Raw genomic sequence first — 25,629 nt, 5'->3', positions numbered from 1 at the left:
ACTGTTGGGAGGAAAACCACTGATGACCTTGACTGCTCATGTTCGTGCCGACGATCTGATGGCACTCGACGCCCTGCAACGCGCACTGGGCGACCGGGTGATAGCGGATTCAGCCACCCGCGATTACTACGCGAATGACATCTTCTGGCAGCCGGGCATTCCGCCCCTGGCCATCGTGCTCCCACAAACCCGCGAAGAGGCAGCCGAGGCGGTAAGACTCGCAACGGAGGCAGGTCTCTCAGTGGTGCCCCGCGGGGGCGGTATGTCCTACACGAAAGGGTATCTGCCTGACCGTGCCGACTCCATCGTGATCGATTCGCGCAAGCTCGACCGCATCTTGGAGGTCAACGCCGAAGACCGGTACATCACGGTCGAGGCGGGCTGCACGTGGGAAAAGCTAAACGAGGCGCTTGAGGGCACGGGTCTGCGCACCGGCTATTGGGGGCCGTTGTCGGGCATCAACGCTACGGTCGGCGGCGCCCTGTCGCAGAACAGTGCATTCTTCGGCTCTGCTCTTAACGGCGTGGTCGCCGACTCGGTGCTCGGCGTGACCATCGTCCTCGCAGATGGACGCGTCGTGACGACTGGGTCCGGCGGACGCGTCGGCGCGAAGCCGTTCACCCGCTACGGCGGTCCGGATCTCACGGGTCTCTTCCTGGGCGACAACGGCGCCTTTGGCATCAAGGTAGCCGCCACCCTGAAGCTTTGGCCCCGGCCGCAGGAAGTGGGGTTCCTGTCATTCGGCTTCTCAACCATGATGGCGATGGCCGCAGCACAGGTCGAAATGGCGCGGACACGCCTTGTGTCTGAAGGGTTCGGCATCGACCGGAACAAGGCAGAGCACTCCGCCAGCGTGAATCGCATCTCGGATGGCCTTAAAGCGCTCGGCAATGTTGCTGCGGCCGGAAAATCGATGCTGCAGGGCATCAGGGACGCGGTTGGCGTCGTGGCCGCCGGCACTTCCTTCCTCAAGGCGCACGAGTTCACGCTACATATCGTGTGCGAGGCGCGAACACCGTCCGAGCTCGAGGCGGCGCTCGCCGAGCTTCGCGCCGTCGGGCAGAAGCACGGCACCGAGATCGAGAACACCGTCCCGAAGGTGATGCGCTCCAAGCCCTTTGGACCGGTGCGCGGCATGCTCGGACTCAACGGTGAGCGCTGGGTGCCGATCCACGCAGTGTTTCCGCTCAGCGATGCACAGAAGGCCGTGGAGGCAAACGATGCCTACTTCGCTTCCAAGAAGGCGTTCATGGAAGAGCACGGCATCATGTACTCCGTCATGAGCATGACGGTAGCAAACGAGTTCTTCCTGGAGCCCGCCTTTTATTGGCAGGACGAGATCACGCCTCTTCACGCCTCCAGTGTCGGGCACGATATCGTGAAACCATGGCTGAGCCGCCCGGCCAACCCCAAGACCCGGAACGCCGTGGCGGAGCTTCGTCGCGGCTGTCAGGAGCTCTACGCCAGCTTAGGGGGCGCAAGCTGGCAGGTGGCGCGCGACTATCCGTACGCAGAGGTTCTGTCGCCCGAGACATGGTCCCTCGCCCAGGACATCAAGAAGGCCCTTGATCCTCGCGGGCTGATGAACCCGGGCTCCCTCGGACTGGCGCGCTAGGGGCCTGGACCCGGAAGCCATGGTCGCACGGCCTTGTCGGGTTTGATCCAGTCCATGTCATCAGGCGAGCCCCGGTCGCAAGATGCAGCTGAGCGCCTCCTTCGAAAGCTGAAGGAGATCGTTGGTGATAATCATGTCCTGGCCGCAGAAGCACACATGGAGAAGCATCTCGTCGACTGGCGGCGCCGCTACCGCGGCGCCGCTGTTGGCGTCGTGTTTCCTCGGTCCACGGAGGAGGTAGCGTCCGTTGTTAAAGTGTGCGCAGATGCAGGCATCGGCATCGTTCCTCAGGGGGGCAACACCGGAATGTGCGGGGGCGCGATTCCGTCGCCGGACGGGCACTCGATGGTAGTTTGCCCTGGGCGTATGAACCGTGTCCGGGAGATCGATCCGACGAACAATACGATGACGGTGGAGGCCGGCTGCATCCTCGCGACAATCCAGGAAGTGGCCGCCGACAACGACCGGCTGTTCCCCCTCTCCTTGGGAAGCGAGGGCAGTTGCCAAATCGGTGGCAACGTCGCCACCAATGCGGGTGGGACGGCGGTGCTTCGCTATGGTCCGATGCGGGATCTTGTTCTGGGGATCGAGGCCGTTCTGCCGGACGGACGCATCTGGAACGGCCTCAGCCGCCTGCGGAAGGACAACACTGGTTACGATCTTAAGCAGCTCTTCATCGGATCCGAGGGCACGCTCGGCATCATCACGGCTGTCGTCCTCAAGCTTTATCCGAAGCCCCACTCTCAACTCACCGCACTCGCGGCCATTTTGGACCTCGATCTGGCGCTCGCTCTTCTATCCCGCCTTCGCTCCGAACTCGGCGACCGGATTAGCAACTTCGAGATCATGTCGCGTAACGAGTTCGCGCTCGTTCTCGCGCACAATCCCGAACTCGTCGATCCCCTGGACGCAGCCTCTCCATGGTATGCCTTCATTGAGGTCACCGACACCATCGTCGGCGACGATCTCGCGGCAGCACTGGAGGAGTCCCTCGCCGCGGCTCTTGAGTCAGGGATAGCTACGGATGCTGTCATTGCAGCCAATCTCGCGCAGGCTGCGGCCATCTGGCGAATCCGGCACTCCGTGACAGAGGCGAATATAGCCTCCGGATTTTCCATCTCGCACGATACCAGTGTGCCGGTCTCGCAAGTCCCTACCTTCGTTGCGCAAGTCGACGCGGCCATTGCCGCCGCCCTTCCCGAAGTTTCCACGTACTACGTCGGGCATTTGGGCGATGGAAACATCCACGTGGTCGTCGTCTTTCCGCGTGACACCTATGCGACACAGGATCATTTCGATGATGGTGTGAGGGCAGCGAACGCCATTGTCGACAGGATTACCGTCGCCCTTGGCGGCAGCATCAGCGCTGAGCACGGCATCGGTCAGAGCAATGTCGGCCGCCTGCTGCAATTCAAGCCTCCGCTGGAGATCGAGTTCATGCGCAGCATCAAGGATCTGTTCGACCCTCGCGGCATCATGAATCCGGGAAAGCTTTTCTAATCGTCAGAAAGCCGCCGGCGGACCCATACCGGAGCGGATGGAAGGGAGTTGTGCGCGACCGTGACGAATGGCGGCGATGGCGAGGCGTTCAGCAGCCGCCAGTGAAGCGCGTTTTGCTGCCTATATCAAAGCCCTGACCGGCGCCATCGGCCCTGCCGATCGCGCCGCGCCACTGTGGGACCACTGGATGCCAGCTACGGCAACGACACGCAATTGCGCACCGGCGTCAGCGCCTTGGGTCTGAGCTATGTCGCGGGCATTCAAACGAACACCTCGGTCTGGGCGCCAGGCACAGTACCGCGGCCGCCGAATTTGATTCGCCGCGATGCCGAGCACCGGCCGGTCTCGATGAAGGTGCTCGCGAGCGAGCCTGCCGGCGGCCGACGTCACGGACAGCATGGCCCACCCGAGTTGGAACATACAGCCGCGGAATCCCCCCAGGATCACGGCAGCTTCGTTCAGTGTGACCTCGTCCTCCGATAGGGTGGCTACCTTTTCGCCGCGAAAGAGCCTCTCGGGCATCAGGCTGATCAACTCGACTGTCTCCGGAGACAAAAGGGTTGTGATCACTGAGCAGCGCCGGAACCGGAGTCGACGTCACGTCGGTGGCGCGCTTTCCTGGGGCACTGCCCAGGCGTCCTCGATCGCCACGCCGAGACGATCCGAGCCGCCCGGCGTATTCAAATCGGCGACAATCGTCCCGCCGGGGATAGCGAGCCGCGCTTCGTAGTGAGATCCGCGGAAGACGAGGCCTTCCACGCGAGCCGGAATCGGGCCACCCAGCGAGACATTCTCCGGCCGTACGAGGATCCGGGCCGGTCCGGCCAAAGCGGAATGCGAGGCGCGAACCTTCACGGGGATCCCCGCGATGCGTGCGACGGCCCGGCCATGGCCGGGCTCCTCCAGCACGGCCTCGACGAGCCCGCCGCGCCCCACGAAGGTCGCCACCGCGTCCGTGGACGGCTCCGAATAGATCGTCCGCGGTGACCCCGCCTGGACGATGCGGCCGTGTTCGAGCACCACGATCTCGGTGGCGAGCGCCAGAGCCTCCGCCTGATCATGCGTGACATATACGAAGGTCCGTCCGCTCTCATGATGCAGGCGCTGGAAGGTCTCGATCATCGAGGCGCGCAGATGGACGTCGAGATTGGCGAGCGGCTCGTCGCACAGGACGAGGCCGGCATCCTGGACTAGCGCCCTGGCGAGGGCCACGCGTTGGCGCTGGCCGCCCGACAGCTCGTCGGGCCGTCGCGCCGCGAGACCCGAGAGGCCGACTCGATCGAGAACCGAATTGACCAAGCTCCGGCGAGTTACCGCGGGGACACCGGCAATCGAGAGCGGGAACGCGACGTTCTCGGAAACGCTCATGTGCGGCCAGAGCGCATAGCTCTGGAAGACCATCGCGACATGCCGTTCCTCCGGCGGAACATGATGGCGCGGGCTCGCCACGCATCGGTCACCAAAGAGAATCCGGCCTACATTCGGCCGCTCGAAACCGGCGAGGAGCCGCAGGAGCGTCGTCTTTCCGCAGCCCGAGGGCCCGAGCAGCGCGACGAAAGCGCCGGACGGGATGCTCAGCGACACTTCATTCAGTGCGGTTGCACCGGCAAAGCGCTTCGTGACGGATTCGAGCGTGAAAGCAGTCATGCGCGGAGACAAGCGCCGTGTGAAAAGGAGGGAGCAGCGGGATACGGATTTTTCCGGGAACGGCGCCCGTGAAGAGCCGCTCTTCGTGACGCTCTGATGACAGCGTCGCTCACGGGACGAACAACCCGCGCGCTGCCTTCACCTCCCGGACGATGAAATCCATCGTCGCCCGGATGCGCGCGACTTCTTTCAGGTCAGCATGGACGATCAGCCAGAACGACCGGATGATCCCCACCGCCTCGGGCAGGACCGAGACGAGGCGCGGTTCCCGCACCGCCATAAAATGCGGCAGCACGCAGATTCCGGCCCCCGCCAGCGCGGCCTCGACCTGGGCGATGAGGTTGGAACTCTGCAGGCGCGGGCGCAGGCCTTTCGAGACCTCGTCGAGGTAGTCGAGTTCCGGCGCGAAGATGAGGTCGTCGATATAGCCGATCATCTCGTGTGCGTGCAGGTCCTCCGGCGTGGTGATCGCCGGATGACGCTCGAGATAATCAGGGCTCGCATAGAGGCCGAGCCGGTAATCGGTCAGCTTGCGGGCGACGATCCGACCCTCCTTCGGGGGTCCGAGCGAGATCGCGACATCGGCCTCCCGCTTCGACAGCGACAGCAGCCGCGGCATCGCGACGAGCTGGATTTCGAGATCGGGGTACTGCGCAGCAAAAACCGCGGTGCGCGGCGCCAGGAAGAACGTCCCGAAGCCGTCCGGCGCTCCGATCCGCACCGTGCCCGAGAGGGCGAGGTCCGCGCCGCCGATTTCGCTCGACACCGCAAGGGCCTGCGTCTCCATCGTCTCGGCCTTCGCGAGCAGGCGCTCGCCATGGCCCGTGAGCGCATATCCTTGCGGCCGGCGCTCGAAGAGCTTCGCCTTCAGGGCTTTCTCGAGGGAGGAGATCCGCCGGGAGACTGTCGCGTGGTCGGCGCCGAGGCGGCGCGCCGCGATCGTCAGCCGGCCCGCCCGCGCTACGGCGAGGAAGAAACGCAGATCGTCCCAGTCGAAACGGCTCATTGGTCTGGTATCATCGCCCATAAGGATGGGCATTCACGCACGATCGTGCTTCGAATTCGCCTATAGCCGTGCACAATTGTGAATGATAGACGGCTGTTTCAGAGGCCGGCACCGGCGGTACGGCAGAAGCTGGAGGAAATCCGATGCGCAAGGTGGGACATTTCATCGGCGGGAAGGAAGTCGCGGGCACGTCCGGCCGGACGTCGGACATCTACCAGCCCATGACGGGCGAGGTGATCGGCGAGTTGGCTCTCGCGAGCCGGGCCGAACTTCGGGCAGCGGTCGAGAACGCCAAGGCGGCGCAGCCGGCCTGGGCCGCAACGAACCCGCAGCGGCGCGCGCGGGTGATGATGAGGTTTCTCGACCTCGTCGCCAAGAACATGGACTCGCTTGCGGATCTCCTCGCGCGCGAACACGGCAAGACCATCCCCGATGCCAAAGGCGACATCCAGCGCGGCGTCGAAGTCGTCGAGTTCTCCTGCGGAATTCCGCACCTCATGAAGGGCGAATACACCGAAGGCGCTGGCCCGGGCATCGACATCTATTCGATGCGCCAACCCCTCGGCGTGGTCGCTGGCATCACGCCGTTCAACTTCCCGGCCATGATCCCGATGTGGAAGTTCGCGCCGGCGATCGCGGTCGGCAACGCCTTCATTCTCAAGCCTTCGGAGCGTGACCCCGGCGTGCCAATGCGCCTTGCGGAGCTCATGATCGAGGCGGGCCTGCCGGCCGGCATCCTGAACGTCGTCAACGGCGACAAGGAAGCCGTCGACGCGATCCTGGACGATCCCGACATCAAGGCCGTCGGCTTCGTGGGCTCCTCGAGCATTGCCGAATACGTCTATGCGCGCGCTGGCGCGACGGGCAAACGCGCGCAGTGCTTCGGCGGCGCGAAAAACCACATGATCATCATGCCCGATGCGGACATGAACCAGGCCGTCGATGCGCTGATCGGCGCCGGCTATGGCTCGGCAGGCGAGCGCTGCATGGCGGTCTCGGTCGCGGTTCCGGTCGGCAAGGCGACCGCCGATACGCTGATGGAGAAGCTGATCCCGCGTGTCGAGAGCCTGAAGATCGGCCCTTCGACGGATCCGTCGGCCGATTACGGCCCTCTCGTGACACGCCAGCACCTCCAGAAGGTGCGCGAGTATGTCGATCTCGGCGTGCAGGAGGGCGCGAAGCTCGTCGTCGATGGCCGCAACTTCCGCATGCAGGGCTATGAGAACGGCTTCTACATGGGCGGCTGCCTCTTCGACGAGGTGACGTCGGACATGCGCATCTACAAGGAGGAGATCTTCGGCCCGGTTCTCTCCGTGGTGCGCGCGAAGAACTACGAGGAGGCGCTCCGCCTCCCGACGGAGCACGAATACGGGAACGGCGTCGCGATCTTCACCCGTGATGGTGATGCGGCACGCGACTTCGCGGCAAAGGTCGAGGTCGGAATGGTCGGCATCAACGTGCCGATCCCGGTTCCGATCGCCTACTACACCTTCGGGGGCTGGAAGCGCTCCGGCTTCGGCGATCTCAACCAGCACGGGCCGGACGCGATCCGCTTCTACACCAAGACCAAGACCGTCACCTCGCGTTGGCCCTCCGGCGTGAAGGAAGGCGCGGAATTCGTCATCCCGACGATGCAGTAATCAAGCAGCACCCGGGCGCGTGGATTCTCCGTGCGCCCGGCTTGCCACGCCGGGGGCGGTCATGAGCAATTTCAGCCTCACCGAGGACCAACTCGCCATTCGCGAGATGGCGCAGAGTTTCGCGGCGGAGAAGCTCGCGCCGAACGCCGTCGCCTGGGATGAGGAAAAGCATTTTCCTGTCGACGTCATGCGCGAGGCCGCGGCCCTTGGCATGGGTGGCATCTACATTGGCGACGATGTCGGCGGATCCGGGCTGACACGGCTCGATGCGGCGCTGATCTTCGAGGCCCTTGCGACGGGCTGCCCGACGGTCTCGGCCTATATCTCGATCCACAACATGGCCGCGTGGATGATCGACCGCTTCGGCTCGGACGAGCAGCGAAACCGCTTCATCCCGACGCTCTGCACGATGGAGCATCTCGCAAGCTATTGCCTGACGGAACCGGGCGCGGGCTCCGACGCAGCGGCGCTCCGCACCCGCGCGGTGCGTAACGGCGATCACTACGTCGTCAACGGCGCCAAGCAGTTCATCTCCGGCGCCGGCGTGTCGGATCTCTACGTTACGATGGTGCGCACCTCCGAGGGAGGTGCGTCGGGCATTTCGACTCTCGTCGTCGAGAAGGACACGCCCGGCCTCTCCTTCGGCGCGAACGAGCGCAAGATGGGCTGGAACGCGCAGCCGACGCGGCAGGTCATCTTCGAGGATGCGCGCGTCCCCGTCGCGAACCGGCTCGGAGACGAGGGCATCGGCTTCAAGATCGCCATGGCCGGGCTCGACGGCGGGCGTCTCAATATCGGCGCCTGCTCGCTCGGCGGTGCCCAGGCCGCCCTCGACAAGTCACTGGCCTATGCCCGGGAGCGGCGCGCCTTCGGGCAGCGGATCGCCGATTTCCAGGCGCTGCAGTTCAAGCTCGCGGATATGGCGACGGAGCTCGAGGCTGCGCGCACCTTTCTGTGGCGCGCCGCGGCCGCGCTCGATGCCAAGGCGCTCGACGCAACCCAACTCTGCGCGATGGCCAAGCGCATCGCGACCGACCGAGGCTTCGAGATCGCCAACGAAGCCCTGCAGATCCATGGCGGCTACGGCTATCTCGCGGATTACGGCATCGAGAAGATCGTCCGCGATTTGCGGGTGCACCAGATCCTCGAGGGCACCAACGAGATCATGCGCCTGATCGTGGCCCGCAATCTCGTGGGACGCGGGAATACCTGACGGAGAGGGATCGTGATCCTGCGCGCGCTCGGGGTCGGGTTCGGGATCGCGGCCGCCATTCTCGCCCTGTTCGCCCTCGCGGGTCCATACTTCTTCATCGAAGGGCGACGCGCATTCCAGATCAATTTCGCCGTGGCTGCCTTGCTTGGGATGCTTCTCGGCTATTTCGTGCACCGTCTCGCGGCCGCGCGGGTCATGGAATCCGCACAGGCGATGGCGCTTGTCGCCGTGCCGGGCATGCTCGTGATGGCTGCAGTCGGATCGCATTTCGCCGTTTTCTTTCCGGCTCTCGATCCGGCGCTCGACAAGGTCTTCGGCTCGATCATTCTGTGGTTCTACGGCTTCGCCCTCGCGGTGTCGGTCTGGCGGACGCGGCGAGGCTGAGATGCAGCAAAGTTTAGCATCGCAAGGGAGGAAAGTGCCATGACAGCGATCGCCTTTATCGGTCTCGGCAACATGGGCGGCCCGATGGCCGCCAATCTCGTCAAGGCGCAGCACCGCGTCGTCGGGTTCGATCTCGTGCCGGCCTCCTGCCAGCAGGCCGAGGCGGATGGCGTGACGATTGCATCCTCAGCTCGCGAGGCCGTCGCCGAGGCCGAGGCGGTCGTCACCATGCTGCCCACCGGCCATCACGTGCTGCAGGTCTGGAGCGACATCCTGCCGGCCATGAAGCCCGGCACGCTGGTGATCGATTCCTCGACAATCGATGTTGAGAGCTCGCGCAAGGCGCACGCGATGGCGAGCGAGCGCGGGCTCCTTTCGCTTGACGCGCCGGTCTCCGGCGGCGTCGGCGGCGCCAAGGCCGCGACCCTCACCTTCATGGCAGGCGGCAGCACCGAGGCCTTCTCGCGCGGCGAACCGCTCCTCTCGGTCATGGGCAAGCGCGTCGTCCATTGCGGCGAGGCGGGCGCCGGGCAGGCCGCCAAGATCTGCAACAACATGATCCTCGGGATCTCGATGATCGGAGTCTCGGAGGCCTTCGTCCTGGCCGAGAAGCTGGGCCTGTCCCACCAGGCGCTGTTCGATGTCGCCTCGACCTCCTCGGGCCAGTGTTGGTCGCTCACGACCTATTGCCCGGTCCCGGGGCCCGTGCCGGCCTCGCCCGCGAACAACGAGTATCGGCCGGGCTTCGCGGCCGCGCTGATGCTCAAGGACCTCAAGCTCGCCCAGGAGGCGGCACTCGCTTCCGGAGCCACGACGCCGCTCGGCGCGGAGGCCGCGCAGCTCTATGCGGTCTTCAATGCCGCAGGGCACGCCGGCGAGGATTTCTCGGGGATCATTCGCTTCCTGCGTGGGCAGAACGAAGCCTGATTGCCTCTGCCCGGAGCGGCAGCCGGTCGGCTCGGCCGAACGGACTGCCGTCAAGGGTCGGCCCCGCCAGTCGAAGCCGTATCGGAACGGAGTGTTGCACTGCACCTACAGCTTTGCAGCGCAGTGTCGATTAGCGTCGGGGGAGATTAAGGCTTATCTCCGTCACGGGATCTTCCCTCAGGCCATGCCGACTGCGCTCACCGATCCGGCTGCCGATGCCGCGGCGCTTCTGCGCCGTCTCGGCTTCGCCATTTTCATGCTCGCCCTGCCGGTGGCCGCGCTCTTCACGCGGCGGGGCGTCGTCGTGCTCGCACCTCTCGGGATCATCCTGCTCATCATCGCCTCGGCCCTGGATCGCACGGGCCGGCCCGCCGGCCCCACATTGCGCCGGATCGCGAGCTCCCGCGTCGGCCTGTCCGCCGGCCTCGTCCTGTTCTGGTGCGGCCTGTCGCTCCTCTGGACTCCGTTCCTGGCCGAAGCCTCGGAGCGGTTGTTCAACATTATCGGGCTCGTGGCCCTGACCATTGCGGGCATCCTCGCCCTCCCCGAACGCATGCGTTCCGCCAATCTCTACCTCCTGCCGGTCGGCGTGGCGGCGGCGGCCCTGGCGGGGATCGCCGCGGTCGGCCTGCAGATGGGCAAACCCATGGACGAGGACGGACAGAACCTCGAACGCGGGCTCATCGTCCTGGCGCTCGCGCTCTGGCCCGCCGTGGCCTGGCTGGTCTCCCGCGGGCGGCGTCTCGAGGGCGGGCTCCTCGTGCTCGTCGTCGCCATTGCAGCGCTCCTTGCGCCGCATCCACTGCCGATACAGGGACTCCTGATCGGCGCCGTCGCCTTCGCGGTCACGAGCCTGTCTCCGGCTTTCGGCGTGAAAGCGACATCTCTCGCAATGGCAGGCCTCCTCATCCTCGCACCACTCATCCCGTTCGTGTTGCCGCCGCTTCTTCGCGTGCTTCCCGCGAACATGACGGATGTGCTGGCCTCCCTTGAGGTCTGGCGGAACGTCATCCTCAACGAGCCTGCGCGGCTCGTGACCGGCCACGGATTCGAAACGGCTCTGCGCGGCCGGCTGATCGGACGGTTGCCGAACGAGATGCCCTCTACTCTCCTGTTCGAATCCTGGTACGAGCTCGGGCTCGTCGGAGTCGTCGCAGGGGCCGTGGCGCTCGCGAGCGGCGCGGCGCGGGCCGGACGCGACCACCCGCTCCTCATCCCAGGGATGATGGCAGGCTTCGCGAGCACCTATGGCTTTGCCTGCCTCGGGATCGGCACGGCGCAGATCTGGTGGCTGACGGCTGTGGCCGTGGCCGCGCTTCTCTTCGTAGCCATCGAGCGCGGCCAGTTCCGCACGACGCGTCCGAAGGCCTTCATCCACGGGAGCCGGTGACGCTCGGAGCGCGACGCAGGCACGCATCGCTCCAGATAGGGGGTCCCCGACCGTATTCGCGGATAGGCCCGACCGTATTCGCGGATAGGATGGCCGGGGTTCGTAGGCATTGTCCCTTCGGACAGGTTACGCGGCCTCCGAAACCGTGATCCGTCCCTCATGCACGGCATGACAGGCCACACCTCCGAGCAGCGCCGGGATTTCCTCGCGGCAGCGCTCGTTCGCGAAGGGGCAACGCGGGTTGAAGGTGCAGCCGGATGGTGGATTGATCGGGTTCGGGACCTCGCCCCTCACGGCTATCCGCTGGCGTCCCGTCATGGCAGGGTCCGGCACCGCATCGAGGAGCATGCGTGTGTAGGGGTGCTTCGGTTCCGAGAAGAGCTCGCGCCCGCCTGAAATCTCGACGATGCGGCCGAGATACATCACCCCGATCCGGGTCGCCATGTGGCGCACGACGGCGAGGTTATGGCTGATGAACAGATAGGTCAGCCCCAGGCGGTCCTGCAAGTCACGCATGAGATTGAGGATCTGCGCCTGGACCGAGACGTCGAGCGCCGAGGTCGGTTCGTCGCAGACGATGAACTCGGCATCCGATGCAAGCGCCCGGGCGATCGCAATGCGCTGCCGCTGGCCGCCAGAGAACTCATGCGGATATTTGCTGCCGTCATCCGGGTGAAGACCGACGAGGCCCAGGAGTTCGCCGACGCGCTCGCGGATCTCTGCCTCGCTCCGCAGAAGACGGAACGCCTGGATCGGCTCGGCGATGATGCGATCCACGCGCCAGCGGGGATTGAGGCTCGCATAGGGATCCTGGAAGACCATCTGAATGCGACGCCGGAGGCGCTGGCGCTCCGCGGTCGCTCGGGGGTCCGTCATGGAGATCCCGGCGATGCGGACCTCGCCGGAGCTCGGAGGCAGAAGGCCCACCACCATGCGGGCAACGGTCGACTTGCCGGAGCCGGATTCGCCGACGAGGGCGAAGGTCTCGCCCATTGCGATCCCGAACGACACGCCGTCGACGGCGCGCAGCAACTGACGATCGCTCCCCTCGAGCACGCGATTCAGCCAAGGCTTCGAAACGTCGAAGACACGGCGGAGATTCTCGACCTCGACGAAATCGGCCATCAGGCAATGATCCTGAAATATCTTGGCGTTTCGCCACCATAATCGACGAAACGGGAGTAGCGTCTCGAGGTTGCGTGACCACGCATCATGCAACGGCCTCCGTGTTGAAAGGCTCCTCGTCATAGAGGTGGCAGGCAACCCGATGCGTGTCGCGCTGGATCGCCGCCGGCCGCTCGACATGGCAGCGCGCGAAGACGTTCGGGCAGCGGGGATTGAACGGGCAGCCCGGTGGGATCGCGGAAAGCCGCGGCATCGCGCCCGGGATCTGCACCAGCCGATCGGCATCGGTCGCCAGCGTCGGGATCGCGCCCATGAGTCCCCGGGAATAGGGATGAAGTGGGTTCCGGACGACATCGCGAACCGGTCCGATCTCGGCGATGATCCCCGCATACATGACGGCGACGCGGTCCGCCGTCTCGGCGATCACGCCCATGTCGTGGGTAACCAGCATGATAGCCGTGCCGTGATCCCGCCCGAGCCGTTTCAGGAGGCTGATGATCTGCGCCTGGACCGAGACGTCGAGGGCCGTCGTCGGTTCGTCCGCGATGATGAGCTCCGGCTCGACGCACAGCGCGAGCGCGATCACCACGCGCTGGCGCATGCCTCCGGAAAACTCGTGCGGATAGCCGTCGATACGCTTCTCGGGCGCGGGGATCCCGACCTCCGTGAGAAGCTCGATGGCCCGCTTTCGTGCCGCGGCGGCTGACAGGTTCGTATGAGTCTGGATGGTCTCTATGAGCTGCTCGCCGACCCGGTAGAGCGGATTGAGGCTCGTGAGCGGGTCCTGGAAGATCATCCCGATGCGCTTGCCGCGAATGCGGCGCATCTCCTCCGGGCGAAGATTGTCGATCCGGGTGCCCGAAAGCCAGATCTCGCCGCCGGCGATCCGGCCGGGTAGATCGATGAGCCCGATGACGGCGGAGCCGGTCACCGACTTCCCGGCCCCGGACTCGCCCACGACCCCGAGCACCTCGCCCTTCGCGATATCGAAGGATATGCCGTCGATCGCCTTCAGGATGCCGCGGCGTGTGACGAATTCGACCCGGAGATCGCGGACGGAGAGGACAGGTTCGCTCATCGCAACGTCATCGGGTCAAGCACCTCGGCCGGTCCTCCGGAGAATCCACCATTCCGGCCAGGAAGAAAACCATCGGCCGATCCGATGATGCCTGTCGGCATGACGGTATTCCGGGTAGGGCCAGTCGCACTCATCGTAGCCTTGGGTTCAGTGCGTCGCGAAGCCAGTCGCCCAGGAGATTGATGGCGAGCACCAGCGCGGCGAGTGCAACTCCCGGGAAAGCGATGATCCACCACTCGCCCGAGAAAAGGTAATTGTTCCCGATCCGGATCAGGGTTCCGAGCGAGGGCATCGTATCGGGCATGCCGGAGCCCAGGAACGACAGCGTCGCTTCCGTGATCACCGCGAGCGCAAGGTTGATGGTGGCGATGACGAGCACCGGGCCCATCACGTTCGGGAGCACATGCCGAACCATGATCACGGGCGCCGGCACACCGATCAGGCGGGCAGCAGCAATATAGTCCTTGTTCTTCTCCACCATGACGGATCCGCGCACGGTGCGGGCATATTGGACCCAGAAGCTCAGCCCGATCGAGAAGACCAGCACGGCGAGAATCGTCATCGGGTCGAGTTGTCCGCCCAGCGCCGCCTTGACGACGCCGTCGATGAGCAGCGCAATCAAAATGGCCGGGAAGGTGAGCTGCACGTCGGCGACCCGCATGATCACCGTGTCCACGATGCCGCCGAAATAGCCGGCGATCAACCCGAGGCCGATTCCGAGCGTCGCCGAAAAGATCACGCCGAGAAAGCCAACGATAAGGGAGATGCGCAGGCCATGGAGAATGGCCGAGAGGATGTCGCGGCCCTGCTCGTCCGTGCCCAGCAGGAACGGGCTCTGTCCCTCCGCATACCAGAGCGGTGGCAGGCGGCTATTGAGGAGGTCGAGCTGGGCGGGATCGAACGGGTCCTGGGGCGATATGGATCCCGCGAAGACGGCCGCGACAAGAAACATCAGTGTCACGACCGCAGCGACGATCGTCAGGCGGGACCGCAGGAAGCTCGCGAGAACGTCGCTGTCGCGCATCCGGTCACGGAGCCCGCGCCGCTCGGAAACCGGGCGGGGCGTCGTCGCTGCGGCGCGCATCGAATTGGTCATGCCGGCTGCCGGATCGTCGAGCGCAGGCGTGGATCGACGATCGTATAGAGGATGTCAACGACGAGATTGATCGTGACGAAGATGAGCGCAACGAGCATCAGGTAGGCCGCCATGATGGGGATGTCGACGTTCTGCACGGCCTGCACGAACAGCAGGCCCATGCCCGGCCATTGAAAGACCGTCTCGGTGATGATCGCGAAGGCGATCACGGAGCCGAATTGAAGCCCGACGATCGTGATGACCGGGACGAGGGTATTCTTGAGCGCGTGTCCGAAATGAATGGCGCGCGTGCTCAATCCGCGGGCTCGGGCGAAGCGGATGTAATCCGTGCGCAGCACCTCCAGCATCTCGGCTCTGACGAGCCGCATGATCAGGGTCATCTGGAAAAGACCGAGGGTAATCGACGGAAGGATCAGCGCTTGCAGGCCGGACAGAGTCAGGAGACCGGTGGACCACCAGCCGAGGCGGACGGTCTCGCCTCGTCCATAGGAGGGAAGCCAGCCGAGCGTGACCGAGAAGAGATAGATGAGCAGGATGCCGGTCAGGAAGGTCGGCAGCGAAATGCCGATGAGCGAGATCGTCTGGAAGACTTTGGCGAGCAGGCTGTCCCGCCGGAGCGCGGAATAGACCCCCATGAGGATGCCGAAGATCACCGCGAGCAGGGTCGCCGCGAAGGCGAGCTCGAGGGTGGCCGGCATCCGCTCGGCGAGCAGGGCCGAGACCGGCTGCCTGAACTGATAGGAGATGCCGAAATCCCCCTGGACGGCCCGCACGAGATACCGCGTGAATTGTACAGGCACGGGATCGTCGAGGCCGAGCGAGCGGCGCACCGCTTCGCGCTCGGCCGCCGGCGTATCGAGCGAGACGATCTGGTTCACGGGATCGCCCGCGAAGCGGAACATCGCGAAAGCGATCAGGCCGACGGCGAACAGGACGCCGATGGCCTGGAGCGCGCGGCGAATGATGAAGGCGAGCATCGCGGAAGCGGCTCCTCCAGGCGAGGGCCCGTGGTGTCACGAGTTGGGCGCTGCCGCGGCAGCGCCCGTGGCACGAAGGCCGGTTACTCTTTCCGCGCCCAATAGAGCAGCACGGAATTGTCCGCGCGCTGCGTGAGCTTCACCTTCTTGGACACGCCCCAGGCGAGAGCCTGCTGATGCAGCGGGATATAGGCGAAGTCGTCGAACGCGATCTTGAAGGCCTCCTTCATGAGCTGGTCGCGCTTTGCCTTGTCGTTCTCGACGAGCACCTGATCGGCCAGCTCGTCATGCTTCTTGTTGCAATAGCCGCCGAGATTCGTCTCACCCCGCGAGGATTGCGGATTGTCCCGGCAGCCCTGGATATCGTGCAGCACGTTGTGGCCGTCGAAGGTGCCCGGGGTCCAGCCGAGCAGGTAGAACGACGTGTTATAGTTGCCCGATTTCAGTATCTTGGCGAAATACTGCGCCTTCGGCTGCGCCATCAGGTTCACCTTGACGCCGACGCGGGCGAGCATGCTGACGACGGCCTGGCAGATCGCTTCGTCATTGACGTAGCGATCGTTCGGGCAGTCCATGCCGACCTCGAAGCCATTCGGGTAGCCCGCCTCGGCGAGAAGTTTCTTCGCGCCCTCGGGATCGAATTTCGGTCGGGTGAAGTCCTGCGCGAAGCTGACGAGTTCGGGCGCGATCATCAGGGCCGAGGGCGTCGCGAGCCCGCGCATCACGCGGCTTTTGATCGTCTCGATGTCGATCGCGTAGTAGAAGGCCTTGCGGACCCTGATGTCCTTGAACGGATTCTTGCCCTTCACATTCGAGAAGAGAAGCTCGTCGCGGATCTGGTCGAAGCCCAGGAAGATGGTCCGCAGTTCTGGTCCCGTCAGGACATCCGCATTCGCGCTGCTCTTCACACGCTGGATGTCCTGAAGCGGAACGGGCTCGATCACGTCGACCTCGCCCGACAGTAGCGCCGCAACGCGCGTCGCGTCGGACCCGATCGGCGTGAAGATGATTTCCGTGAGATTGTGCTCCGGCTTGCCCCACCAGCCTTCGTTCACCTTGAACACGGTGCGCACGCCCGGCTGATGGCTTTCGATCCGGAACGGTCCCGTGCCGTTGGCGTTCAGGGCGGCATAGCTAGGAGTCGGGGCAGAAGCGGGCGTCGGGGCCGCCGTATTGTTCGCCTCGGCCCATTCCTTGTCCATGATGTACCAGGTATCCCACTGGTAGTTCAGGATCGGATTGGGCGTCTTGAGCTTCACGTCGACCGTGTAGTCGTCGACCTTCACGAACTCCGCATTCGTGGGAACGCGGGTCTGGAAGTTGGAGCCCTGGGCCCGCACGCGCTGGGCTGAGAAGACAACGTCGTCGGCCGTGAAGGGATTGCCGTTGTGGAACTTCACGTTCTTGCGCAGGTAGAAGCGCCAGGTCAGCCCGTCCTCGCTCGTCTCCCACCGCTCCGCGAGCCCCGGCTCGATCGCGAGGTCCTTGCCGCGCTTCGTGAGCCCCTCATAGACATGCCCAAGGTGAGCGTTCGTCGTAGTCTCGTTGAGGGTGTAGGGGTCGAGCGACTTCAGGTCGCCCTGGTTGGCGTAGCGCAGCGTGTTCGCCATCGCGGGCATGGAAGCCCCGGCGAGGAGCGCCAGGGCGGCAGCCGCGAGCGTAGTACGGATCCTCATGGGTCGTCGTCCTCCACTGGAAGCCCGCCTTGCGGGCCCTTTCTTGTCGGGGCGGGTGCCTTGCCGGCCTCTCCACCCTTGGACACAGGTTAGACGCGGACATGGTCGCCGGTCCAGTCCCATGCGCAAGCCGGGGGCCCCTGCCATGGCGGCTCGAATGCAAGACGTGCGGCCGGTGAAACGCCCATTGACCCGCGCCGGAAAGACCGGCTTGTTGTGTCCGGCCCATGTTTTTGAACCGTTCAGCAGGACTCTCCCATGCCGGTCATCAACCGCGTTGCAGACTTCGCCGACGAGATCGCCACGTGGCGACGCGACTTCCATGAAAACCCCGAACTCCTCTTCGACGTCCATCGCACGGCAAGCATCGTCGCGGACAAGCTTAAGGCGTTCGGATGCGACGAGGTGGTGACCGGCATCGGCCGGACCGGCGTCGTGGGTGTGATCAAGGGCCGCTCGTCGTCCTCCGGCAAGGTGATCGGGCTTCGTGCGGACATGGACGCCCTTCCGATCCAGGAGGCGACCGAAGTCCCCTACAAGTCGAAGGTTCCGGGCAAGATGCATGCCTGCGGTCACGACGGCCACACGGCGATGCTCCTCGGAGCGGCGAAATACTTGGCCGAAACCCGCAATTTCGATGGGACCGCGATCATGATCTTCCAGCCCGCCGAGGAAGGCGGCGGCGGCGGAGATGCGATGTGTCGAGAGGGCCTCATGGAGCGGTTCGGGATCCAGGAGGTTTATGGCATGCACAACATGCCGGGCATTCCGGTCGGCAGCTTCGCGATCCGGCCGGGCCCCGTCATGGCCGCATCCGACCAGTTCCACGTCGTGATCGAAGGGCGGGGTGCTCATGCGGCGCGCCCGCATGAATCCATCGATCCGATCGTCGTCGCCAGCCACGTCGTGACGGCACTGCAGTCGATCGCCGCCCGCAATGTCGATCCGCTGCATTCCGCAGTCGTGACTGTCGGCTCCATCAAGGCCGGGGACACCTACAACGTGATCCCTCAGTCAGCGACCCTGCTCGGCACCGTCCGGACCCTGACACCCGAGTGGCGCGACCTCTGCGAGGAGCGCGTGAAGACTGTCGTCCAGAACGTCTGCGCGGCCTTCGGGGCCAAGGTGACGGTCGAATACCGGCGCGGTTACCCGGTCACCTTCAACGATCCGGAGCGCACGCACTTCATGGCGGCGGTCGCAAAGGATGTCGCCGGCGAGCGCAACGTCGATACGGGCATCGACCCGCTGATGGGCGCCGAGGATTTCTCCTACATGCTCGAGGCCCGTCCCGGCGCCTACATCTTCGTCGGCAACGGCAATACAGCCGGTGTCCATCATCCCGCCTATGATTTCAACGACGAAGCTGCGCCTTATGGTGCTTCGCTCTGGGCGCGCCTGATCGAGGCGGGGATGCCGGCGCGATGAACACCGGTGTTCTTCGTAGCGTTGCAGTCGGCTCGAGAAGGGTGCGTCACTGTAGAAGAACGCTTGTTGTCCAAATTGTCATCGCGAGATCATGTGAGGTTCGTGCAGATCGAAGAATTATGCTTTGATGGGGATTGTCCCACGCCTTGATGGAGCGCGCTTGAATGACCGCATTCGATCTCAATGCAGAAGTTCGGCCATTTTCAGCTCCGTGCCAAGAGCCGCCAGTCAATGCATACAGGTCGAACGGCTCACTGACCCTAGACGGAAGTTCGGTGAATGCAGCTTCGTACCGTCACCTACGCCGTTGCTGCCTGGGGACCTCAGGGCCCGCCTGGCTAGGGATCCGCGTGCGAGCGCCCGGGTCAGAATTCAATCAAGCACGCCCACGGTGGTCGCCTTCATTTCAGGCGGGAGAGAGTGAGCGCGAGCACCAGTATCGAGGATGCAGCGGTCCAGGAACCGACAACCCGCACGCCAATGCGCTGCCATTTGTACGGAAGCTCCAAGGTCAGCACGGCAAAGGCCGTGACTGCAAGAGCCCCTCCCAGGAATGTCCCTAGTGTGAGCAGTAGATTGGAGAGCAACGAGACGTCCTCAGTAGCTGAGTTCAGCCCGAGAAGAACTCCCGAAATCGCGGCAATCGGGATCACCAGCCGACGCATCGCAGGAGACCCAAGGGCTACCAGAAAGCCTGTCACAGCAGCCAGAATCATCAGGGCATTCGTGGATGCCGCCCATCCCGCACCCCAAAGCGTGGTGAGCAACGCGCCGCAATACGTGGCCACAAAGACCAAGAGCGGAACCGCTGCCCTTTCACGCGGGAGCTGTCCGATCAAAAGACCGGTTCCCGCCATCGCCAGCACGTGCGTGGGAGTTAGAAATGGGTGCAGGAGCCCGGCGTAGAAGATCTCAATCGAGCTGATGTCCGCCGGAGCCTGGAGCGGATGGGAACTCACCGTCCCTGCCGAAAGCAGCCCGATGAGGAGGACGGCCCTTCTCAAACAACGCCGCTGAGAAAGCCGACGCCCGCAAGGGCAATCGCGCCGCCTGCAGCCCGTACGAAGTTCTTTCCCCAATGCCATTTGGTGAGTAGTCCAATTGCAATGCCAGAAAGATGAAGAAGGCCTGTCGCGATCACGAAGCCAATCGAGAAGGCCACTGGGTCTGCCGCTTCGGGAAGCTCCGCGCCATGAGCATATCCGTGGAATACTGCAAAGATTCCGACGAGGGCAGCGGCGACCCACAGTGGCGGTCGGACAGCGAGCGCAACCATCAATCCGAGCACAATCGCCGAGCAGGCAATCCCCACTTCGACACCCGGCAGCGGCACGCCCAGGATCCCGAGGACGCCGCCTGCGACCATCACGAGGGGGAACACGACTGGTAATAACCAGATGGCCGGCTCACCCAGGAACGCACCCCAGAGTCCAACCGCAACCATCGCTACGACATGATCGAACCCGGTGATGGGATGCGTGAGGCCGCCAATCAAACCACCGACCGTGCCTTCCCCGGTATGCGCGAAGGTTGGCAGCGGAAGTGCAAGAACCTGAAGGAACGCCACGACTCGGAACACGTCTGAGCGTCGCATGATCGATCCCTCGCCCTTTGCCGCTAACTTTGAAAGTGATCGAGGAACAGCGCAAGTATGATGAATGCGCCCGAGGTCTCTTCGCAGCTCTTGCTTCAACCGATTTTCGCTGAGCCATTTGACTGAGTCTTCATCTGGGGCTGTCTGCTGAATGACCAGTTGCCGAATATCGCTCGGATCCGTGGGAATGATTTGAACTCCGAGCGCCGATGCCTTGTCCCGCCCGGCTTCAGCTCACGGCACTCTCGAGCGGCCCCAACCTGCCGGTGCTTCACTGACGCGTGTGACGGGCCTGCAGCATTCCCACATAGCCGGTGATGTCAGCGTACCAGACGTTGCCCGCGGGATCGATGGCGATGGTGTAAGGACGGGCGGTCTCGCGCGGAAGCTTGAACACTTTCAGCTCACCACCGCGTAGGCGCCCGAGGCTGGATCGGCGGAGCATGCCGAACCAGACCGCTCCGTCCGGAGCGACGGCCAGCCCGCTGAGTCCGACCCTCTCCTTGGCGACCTCGAAGTCGTCGAACTTGCCGTTTCGCCAGCGGCCGATCCGATTGGCCCGAAACTGGATGAACCACACGGACTCGTCGGCCCCGGCGGCGATATCCGTCGGCAGGGTACTTGGCCGAGGCATCTCCAGGTTCTTCACCGCTCCCTCGGGACTGATCCGAAGGAGTTGATTTCCATCCTGGAGGGTCGCCCATACCGTTCCATCAGGTGACACGGCAACGCCGTAGGGAACCCCCGAGGACGTCTCTACCTGATAACGAGTGAATTCGCCGTCCTTCAGGCGGGTGATGCTCGAACGGGTTGGCTCGGCGAACCATGCCGATCCATCTGGTGCCATGGCAAGGCGCCCCAGGCGCACGATCGGTGTATCAATCGTAAACCGCGAGACCCCGCCCGATGGGGTGACCCGCGCAACTGCCCGACCCGCCATGTCGGTGAACCAAGCGCTGCCGTCTTGCCCAACCCCCAATCCCGTCGGCTCAATGTTCGGTCCGGATATCGGAAGCAGTTCCAGTTGGGCGGCGCGAATCCGGCCAATGGCATCGGTGTGATCCATCGTGAACCAGATCGTCCCGTCTACTGCCGCGGCAATGGCAATCGGCGCATCCTGTGGCCCCGGCATGCGGTACTCGACGAAATTGGCCTCCGGCGTTCCCGCGGGGACGAGGAGCATGCCCGAGCCGGCCAGCAGAGCGACGCATAGAACAAGCGCCAGAACGGACCGGTACCGGTGAGTCGGTCTCATCGTGAAGCCGATCATCGGTGCGGCTGGCCGGATGCGGAGGGGGCAATTCGCAGCCGCGCCAAACAACGTACGACGAGGCCCCCACCGAGCAGGAGGAGCAGTGCAGCGGAGGTGACGCCCATGAGGCTGGTGAGTTCGAGGCGGGCAAGCAGAGGACGGCCCTCAATGGCTGCCCGCCAGACCTCCTCATAAGGAACGAGTGAGTAGGGCACATAGATGACGCTCCCGTTGCCCGGGTCACGGGCCAGCGGCCCTGCCTCGAGGTGTATGGGGAGGTTACGCTCCTGAAGGATCCAGGTCTGTCCGCCATCTTCGCTGCGGTAAGTGCCGCGATGTGTTGTCAGAACCAGCGTCGTTGCGGCCCGATCTGCTGCTATGCCCCGCACTTTCGTACCGGGCTCGGGCAACGAGCGTCCCACGGGAACCCACGTTGCCCCCCGGTCGTCGCTTTTGTAGACGCGATCTGCCTGCGCAGCCCAAACACGCTCCGGCGCATCGGTATCCACGGTGACGAGATCGACGGGCTGCTCGCGAGAGCCGAGGGTCGTTGGGTGCCACCTCGAGCCACCGTCGTCGCTCGTCATGACCGCGCCGTCGGCCACGGCCATCAAAGCCTCTCGGCCCGCCCTGATGACGGCGAGCGCCGCGATCTGCTTCTCGGTGGGTTCCTGCACGGGTACGAAGCTGCGCCCGCCGTCATCGCTCCTCAGAAGCTTGTCGGCGCCGAGCAGATAGATCCTGTCAGCCTCGGCGCCCGCGGCAAAGGCTCTGGCCGGTATGGCCGCTGCGGGAACACGTGCTGGCGTCCACGAACCAGCTTCGGAGCGGAACACTCCGCCTTGTGCTGCACATAGCGCCTGGCCGGCTGGCAGGAACGCCACCGCGAATACCGCTCCTACAATCAGGTCGCCGGCCTCGATTGTCCAGCTGCGGCCGCCATTGTGCGACGACAGGAGGCCAAGATCCGTTCCCATGAGCAGATGCAGTGAATCCTGTGGATCGACTGCAACTGCAAGAGGGGCGTTCAGAAACAACCCGACGTCCGCGTTGAGCCACGTCGCTCCGAGGTCGCGAGACCGAAACACGCCTCCGTAGGAATTGGCATCATGAGCCCGAGGGGCGCCCCCGAGTGCCAGCAGAAGCAGCAGAAGAATCGCTAGCCTGATGCGAAACGGGTTCACGTGGTGTGCGCTTCCCCGGACTATTTAATCATGTGGGCCGGTTACGGCTCCTCGTTTCACCTTACGGCTTGCGAGATTTTTCGCCAGGAGCCAGTGCGACTTCCGCCATCCGCCCACCATTGAGTGCGACCCAGGAGTTCTTGGTCAACGGATATTTTTCCGTGTAGCTCAGCGGCTCATGAGCGGAGACACAGTTGTTGTAGCCTCCCGTGATCTTGTAACACTTCTCATACGCAAGAAACTGCTGGACGGTGTCAGTCTGCTGCACATTGGCAGTCATCCAGTCGCGGATTCCCTCATAGGACGAGTATGCATCGGACCCGAAGACAAGCTTGCCGATGCTGGTAGGAACCTCCAGAAGCTGCGATCCGGCAGTGTGGGCGCGGTAGGCCGGGTGAATGCGCACGCCCGGCAGGACCTCCATCTCTCCATCGACGAGGACCGCCTTGCCTTTCAGCACTTTGCCGTAGACCTCTTCCATGGTCAGCGGCATGTAACCGCAAGCCGGCGTCCGGTAGCAGCCGCCGGGATCCGAGTTGATCGCCCGAATATGGGGCTCGGGGTAGTTGAGCGCCCACTCGATGGCTTTCAGCTCCTCACGCTGGACGTACAGGGTGGCATTCGGCAAATCCGAGAGCTGGCCCGCATGATCCCAGTGCGCATGGCCGATCACGACCTTGGTAACGTCGGCTGCATTGAAACCGAGCGCGCGAAGTTGATCAGGAAGCGGAGCCCAGTGCTCCGAACCGGACATCCTGAGATACTCCTGCTGCTTCCAGCCAGTATCGTACAGGATCAGCTCATTGCCACATTTGATTACACCGATATTCACCGGAAGATCGACTGTCGAAATATTGCTGGTCGGATTGTTGCTCCCGGAGACGAAGGCGCGATCCGGCATGAACGATCCGAAGGGCACATTCATGAAGCGACTGCTTTCAATCAGCCACACCGAGCACACATCCTGAGCATGAGCAGGGAGGCTGGTGAGAGCCCATAGTCCAAGCGAAAGGGCAGCGGTCGGTACGAGGTAGCGAATTTTTCCGATCTGTCCCATGGCCTCTTCCCTCCATTTGACGAGGATTTCAGGCTACTCGGCACGCGCCTTCTGTTCATTGAGTGAGCTTGGGTCTCGAAACAGACCTAATGTGGCTTGTATTGCCCTGGCCAAAGCACGTCTCCGACGCGCAGCATATCCTCGGATGCACTGATGCTGATCTCATGTGCGTTGCTCAGATGCCGTGGTTCACCATCCTGCGTGAATTTCAGCATTTCCTGCGCTGCCTCTGAATACCGGCTCAGAGCACTCGCATATCTTGCATGAACCTCCGCCATCGTGGTTGGCACGGCCACATGTCGAGCGCGCTCTTCGGATTCCTGAAACAGTGTCGCAAGCCGCCCGATCCGCTGCTCGAAGGTGCGAGCATCGCTAGCCTCTGTCTTGAATGCAATACCCGCAAAACTCATCGCGACCGCGGAAGTGGTCACGTCGCGGTGGATCTCCCACAGAGCGACTGCATATCGCTCCTCGTCTGGCGTCAGAGCAGGTAAGACCGCTTTGCCTGATGCAGAAGAGGATTGAGACACCGGCTCCGGCTTTATCTCACGCCTGAACGCAACGATCGGAAGAAACGCAAAAATCAACAATCCGGCGAGCGTGGCGAACACACCGACCGCCAATAAGGTCCGCGCCCGGACGAGGCCAATCCTCTGGATGGCTCTCCTCCCCGATATTTATGCTTTAATATAACTTTCGACAGGCTAATCCGTCAACATATCGCGTGCTGGGCGCCCCCGGTCACAAACCGAGGAATAGCAGGGGACGAACTTCACTGCCGTTCTCATCATTGTTTGGTCTCATCGGAGCATTTCCGGGTGCCGCCAGATCTCCGACGTACGGCCATCTTCAGTTCAGTGCCATGAGCCGCCATCCGATGCTCGGCGGAAGCCTCGTTTCGAAATGCCGAGACAGACCCTCTCCAAATGGAACTGGAGCGGATGCGAGGCCATGGTCCGGTATGGACCTGCTGCCGTGGCTGCCCACCGGTAACATGACGATCGGGCGGAACAGGAGTAGCATGGACACTGGCATCCGGATCGCCCCGGCTCTCAGCCCACACGCCCGATGGGCTCGACTGCGTGAGGTCATCTTGCGCGACGGTTGAATTCGGCTGTGAGGAGAAGTGCATGCCAAGCTTCGTCGAAACCCCAGACTGGTCCGCGATCCCGGAGCCGCAAGACGATGGCGGCGCTCGCCACCTGACGTGGTCAAAGGTTCCCGCAATTCCGCTTCCGGCAACGGACGGATCGATGGTCGATCTCGCGACACTGCGCGGCCGCACCATCGTGTATGCCTATCCGCGAACCGGTCAGCCGCATGTTCCGAACCCGGACGGCTGGGACATGATCCCCGGCGCCCGTGGTTGCTCGCCGCAATCCTGTGCGTTTCGGGATCACTTTGCGGAGCTGCAGGCGCACGGGGTAAAACACCTGTTCGGCCTCTCGACGCAGGACAGCGCCTATCAACGCGAAGCAGCGGAGCGCCTGCATCTGCCGTTTGCGCTCCTGTCAGACTCCGGCTTCGCATTGACGAAAGCCATGCGACTCCCGACTTTCGAAACCGCAGGAATGACGCTGCTGAAGCGCCTGACGCTCGTCATCGAGGACGGCGTCGTCGATCACGTCTTCTATCCGGTGTTCCCACCAGACCGAAACGCCACCGACGTACTCGCGTGGTTAGCGAACCGGTAAGTCAGTGAGGGCGCCAAGTGGGAAACCACTGCACTCCCATCGTCATTGCGAGCCGCAGGCGAAGCAATCCATTCTGGGACGACGACCTAGATTGCTTCACTGCGTTCGCAATGACGGTGAGGATCTCTCAAACTCATCGAAATGCC

23 protein-coding genes are annotated in these 25,629 nt (G+C 63.7%); 10 read left to right on the top strand and 13 right to left on the bottom strand.

Annotated features, from left to right (window positions below; genetic code table 11):
• Positions 1 to 22 precede the first annotated feature (22 nt).
• The 3 genes from BN1233_RS14080 (at position 23) to BN1233_RS51080 (ending at position 3,598) form a co-directional block, all read left to right on the top strand.
• On the top strand, positions 23 to 1,615 hold the full coding sequence (locus tag BN1233_RS14080) for an FAD-binding oxidoreductase (RefSeq protein ID WP_046864199.1): 1,593 nt from the start codon (positions 23 to 25) through the stop codon (positions 1,613 to 1,615).
• 156 nt (positions 1,616 to 1,771) lie between these two features.
• Positions 1,772 to 3,115 (top strand): FAD-binding oxidoreductase, encoded by a 1,344-nt coding sequence (locus BN1233_RS14075; RefSeq protein ID WP_244470906.1) that lies wholly within the window; start codon positions 1,772 to 1,774, stop codon positions 3,113 to 3,115.
• 174 nt (positions 3,116 to 3,289) lie between these two features.
• Positions 3,290 to 3,598 carry a transposase gene (locus tag BN1233_RS51080; protein ID WP_074078299.1) on the top strand — a complete coding sequence of 103 codons (309 nt, stop codon included), beginning with the start codon at positions 3,290 to 3,292 and terminating at the stop codon, positions 3,596 to 3,598.
• Positions 3,599 to 3,712: 114 nt separating this feature from the next.
• Here the strand turns inward: BN1233_RS51080 and BN1233_RS14065 are convergent, their stop codons facing one another.
• Together BN1233_RS14065 and BN1233_RS14060 are read right to left on the bottom strand one after the other, a co-directional pair.
• Positions 3,713 to 4,762 (bottom strand): ABC transporter ATP-binding protein, encoded by a 1,050-nt coding sequence (locus tag BN1233_RS14065; protein WP_046864196.1) that lies wholly within the window; start codon positions 4,760 to 4,762, stop codon positions 3,713 to 3,715.
• A gap of 109 nt (positions 4,763 to 4,871) precedes the next feature.
• Positions 4,872 to 5,768, bottom strand: coding sequence for a LysR family transcriptional regulator (locus BN1233_RS14060; RefSeq protein WP_046864195.1), 897 nt, complete (start codon positions 5,766 to 5,768; stop codon positions 4,872 to 4,874).
• A gap of 143 nt (positions 5,769 to 5,911) precedes the next feature.
• On the opposite strand from BN1233_RS14060, the gene BN1233_RS14055 reads away from it, so the two are divergent.
• The 5 genes from BN1233_RS14055 (at position 5,912) to BN1233_RS14035 (ending at position 11,322) form a co-directional block, all read left to right on the top strand.
• A complete protein-coding gene (locus BN1233_RS14055; protein WP_046864194.1) occupies positions 5,912 to 7,408 on the top strand; it encodes a CoA-acylating methylmalonate-semialdehyde dehydrogenase in 1,497 nt (498 codons plus the stop codon).
• 61 nt (positions 7,409 to 7,469) lie between these two features.
• Positions 7,470 to 8,621, top strand: a complete 1,152-nt coding sequence (locus tag BN1233_RS14050) for an isobutyryl-CoA dehydrogenase (protein ID WP_046864561.1) — start codon at positions 7,470 to 7,472, stop codon at positions 8,619 to 8,621.
• Positions 8,622 to 8,633: 12 nt separating this feature from the next.
• Positions 8,634 to 9,005: a DUF5367 family protein gene (locus tag BN1233_RS14045; protein WP_046864193.1), complete on the top strand. Its 372-nt coding sequence runs from the start codon at positions 8,634 to 8,636 to the stop codon at positions 9,003 to 9,005.
• Positions 9,006 to 9,044: 39 nt separating this feature from the next.
• Positions 9,045 to 9,932 carry a 3-hydroxyisobutyrate dehydrogenase gene (gene mmsB / locus BN1233_RS14040; protein ID WP_046864192.1) on the top strand — a complete coding sequence of 296 codons (888 nt, stop codon included), beginning with the start codon at positions 9,045 to 9,047 and terminating at the stop codon, positions 9,930 to 9,932.
• 184 nt (positions 9,933 to 10,116) lie between these two features.
• Complete coding sequence (locus BN1233_RS14035; protein WP_046864191.1) at positions 10,117 to 11,322, top strand: hypothetical protein; 1,206 nt, start codon at positions 10,117 to 10,119, stop codon at positions 11,320 to 11,322.
• A 126-nt stretch (positions 11,323 to 11,448) separates the two neighbouring features.
• On the opposite strand, the gene BN1233_RS14030 is transcribed toward BN1233_RS14035, so the two are convergent.
• From BN1233_RS14030 to BN1233_RS14010, 5 genes are all read right to left on the bottom strand, one after another.
• Complete coding sequence (locus tag BN1233_RS14030; protein WP_046864190.1) at positions 11,449 to 12,447, bottom strand: ABC transporter ATP-binding protein; 999 nt, start codon at positions 12,445 to 12,447, stop codon at positions 11,449 to 11,451.
• Between the two features lie 85 nt (positions 12,448 to 12,532).
• Positions 12,533 to 13,525 (bottom strand): ABC transporter ATP-binding protein, encoded by a 993-nt coding sequence (locus BN1233_RS14025; RefSeq protein WP_046864189.1) that lies wholly within the window; start codon positions 13,523 to 13,525, stop codon positions 12,533 to 12,535.
• A 130-nt stretch (positions 13,526 to 13,655) separates the two neighbouring features.
• On the bottom strand, positions 13,656 to 14,609 hold the full coding sequence (locus tag BN1233_RS14020; protein ID WP_082145479.1) for an ABC transporter permease: 954 nt from the start codon (positions 14,607 to 14,609) through the stop codon (positions 13,656 to 13,658).
• 8 nt (positions 14,610 to 14,617) lie between these two features.
• Positions 14,618 to 15,598 (bottom strand): ABC transporter permease, encoded by a 981-nt coding sequence (locus tag BN1233_RS14015; protein ID WP_046864187.1) that lies wholly within the window; start codon positions 15,596 to 15,598, stop codon positions 14,618 to 14,620.
• 83 nt (positions 15,599 to 15,681) lie between these two features.
• Positions 15,682 to 17,274 (bottom strand): ABC transporter substrate-binding protein, encoded by a 1,593-nt coding sequence (locus BN1233_RS14010; RefSeq protein WP_046864186.1) that lies wholly within the window; start codon positions 17,272 to 17,274, stop codon positions 15,682 to 15,684.
• 258 nt (positions 17,275 to 17,532) lie between these two features.
• On the opposite strand from BN1233_RS14010, the gene BN1233_RS14005 reads away from it, so the two are divergent.
• Positions 17,533 to 18,702 (top strand): M20 aminoacylase family protein, encoded by a 1,170-nt coding sequence (locus tag BN1233_RS14005; protein WP_046864185.1) that lies wholly within the window; start codon positions 17,533 to 17,535, stop codon positions 18,700 to 18,702.
• A 401-nt stretch (positions 18,703 to 19,103) separates the two neighbouring features.
• On the opposite strand, the gene BN1233_RS14000 is transcribed toward BN1233_RS14005, so the two are convergent.
• The 6 genes from BN1233_RS14000 to BN1233_RS13975 form a co-directional block, all read right to left on the bottom strand.
• Positions 19,104 to 19,661 carry a HupE/UreJ family protein gene (locus BN1233_RS14000; protein ID WP_187144293.1) on the bottom strand — a complete coding sequence of 186 codons (558 nt, stop codon included), beginning with the start codon at positions 19,659 to 19,661 and terminating at the stop codon, positions 19,104 to 19,106.
• A gap of 41 nt (positions 19,662 to 19,702) precedes the next feature.
• Entirely contained in the window at positions 19,703 to 20,296 is a 594-nt protein-coding gene (locus BN1233_RS13995; protein WP_046864183.1) for a HupE/UreJ family protein, read from the bottom strand.
• 271 nt (positions 20,297 to 20,567) lie between these two features.
• Entirely contained in the window at positions 20,568 to 21,551 is a 984-nt protein-coding gene (locus BN1233_RS13990) for a Vgb family protein (protein ID WP_147707237.1), read from the bottom strand.
• 11 nt (positions 21,552 to 21,562) lie between these two features.
• Entirely contained in the window at positions 21,563 to 22,732 is a 1,170-nt protein-coding gene (locus BN1233_RS13985) for a WD40/YVTN/BNR-like repeat-containing protein (RefSeq protein ID WP_046864181.1), read from the bottom strand.
• 61 nt (positions 22,733 to 22,793) lie between these two features.
• The gene (locus BN1233_RS13980; protein WP_046864180.1) at positions 22,794 to 23,789 is read right to left on the bottom strand and encodes an MBL fold metallo-hydrolase; all 996 of its coding nucleotides are present in this window, start codon (positions 23,787 to 23,789) and stop codon (positions 22,794 to 22,796) included.
• Positions 23,790 to 23,875: 86 nt separating this feature from the next.
• Positions 23,876 to 24,400: a hypothetical protein gene (locus BN1233_RS13975; protein WP_147707235.1), complete on the bottom strand. Its 525-nt coding sequence runs from the start codon at positions 24,398 to 24,400 to the stop codon at positions 23,876 to 23,878.
• Positions 24,401 to 24,919: 519 nt separating this feature from the next.
• Here BN1233_RS13975 and BN1233_RS13970 point away from each other — a divergent pair.
• A complete protein-coding gene (locus tag BN1233_RS13970; protein WP_046864178.1) occupies positions 24,920 to 25,483 on the top strand; it encodes a peroxiredoxin in 564 nt (187 codons plus the stop codon).
• Positions 25,484 to 25,629: the final 146 nt, after the last annotated feature.

It is taken from the genome of Microvirga massiliensis, from assembly GCF_001006805.1.
Lineage (GTDB): Bacteria > Pseudomonadota > Alphaproteobacteria > Rhizobiales > Beijerinckiaceae > Microvirga > Microvirga massiliensis.
The sequence above is the reverse complement of the archived record's forward strand: the minus strand, read 5'-3'. Positions and strand labels throughout refer to the sequence as shown.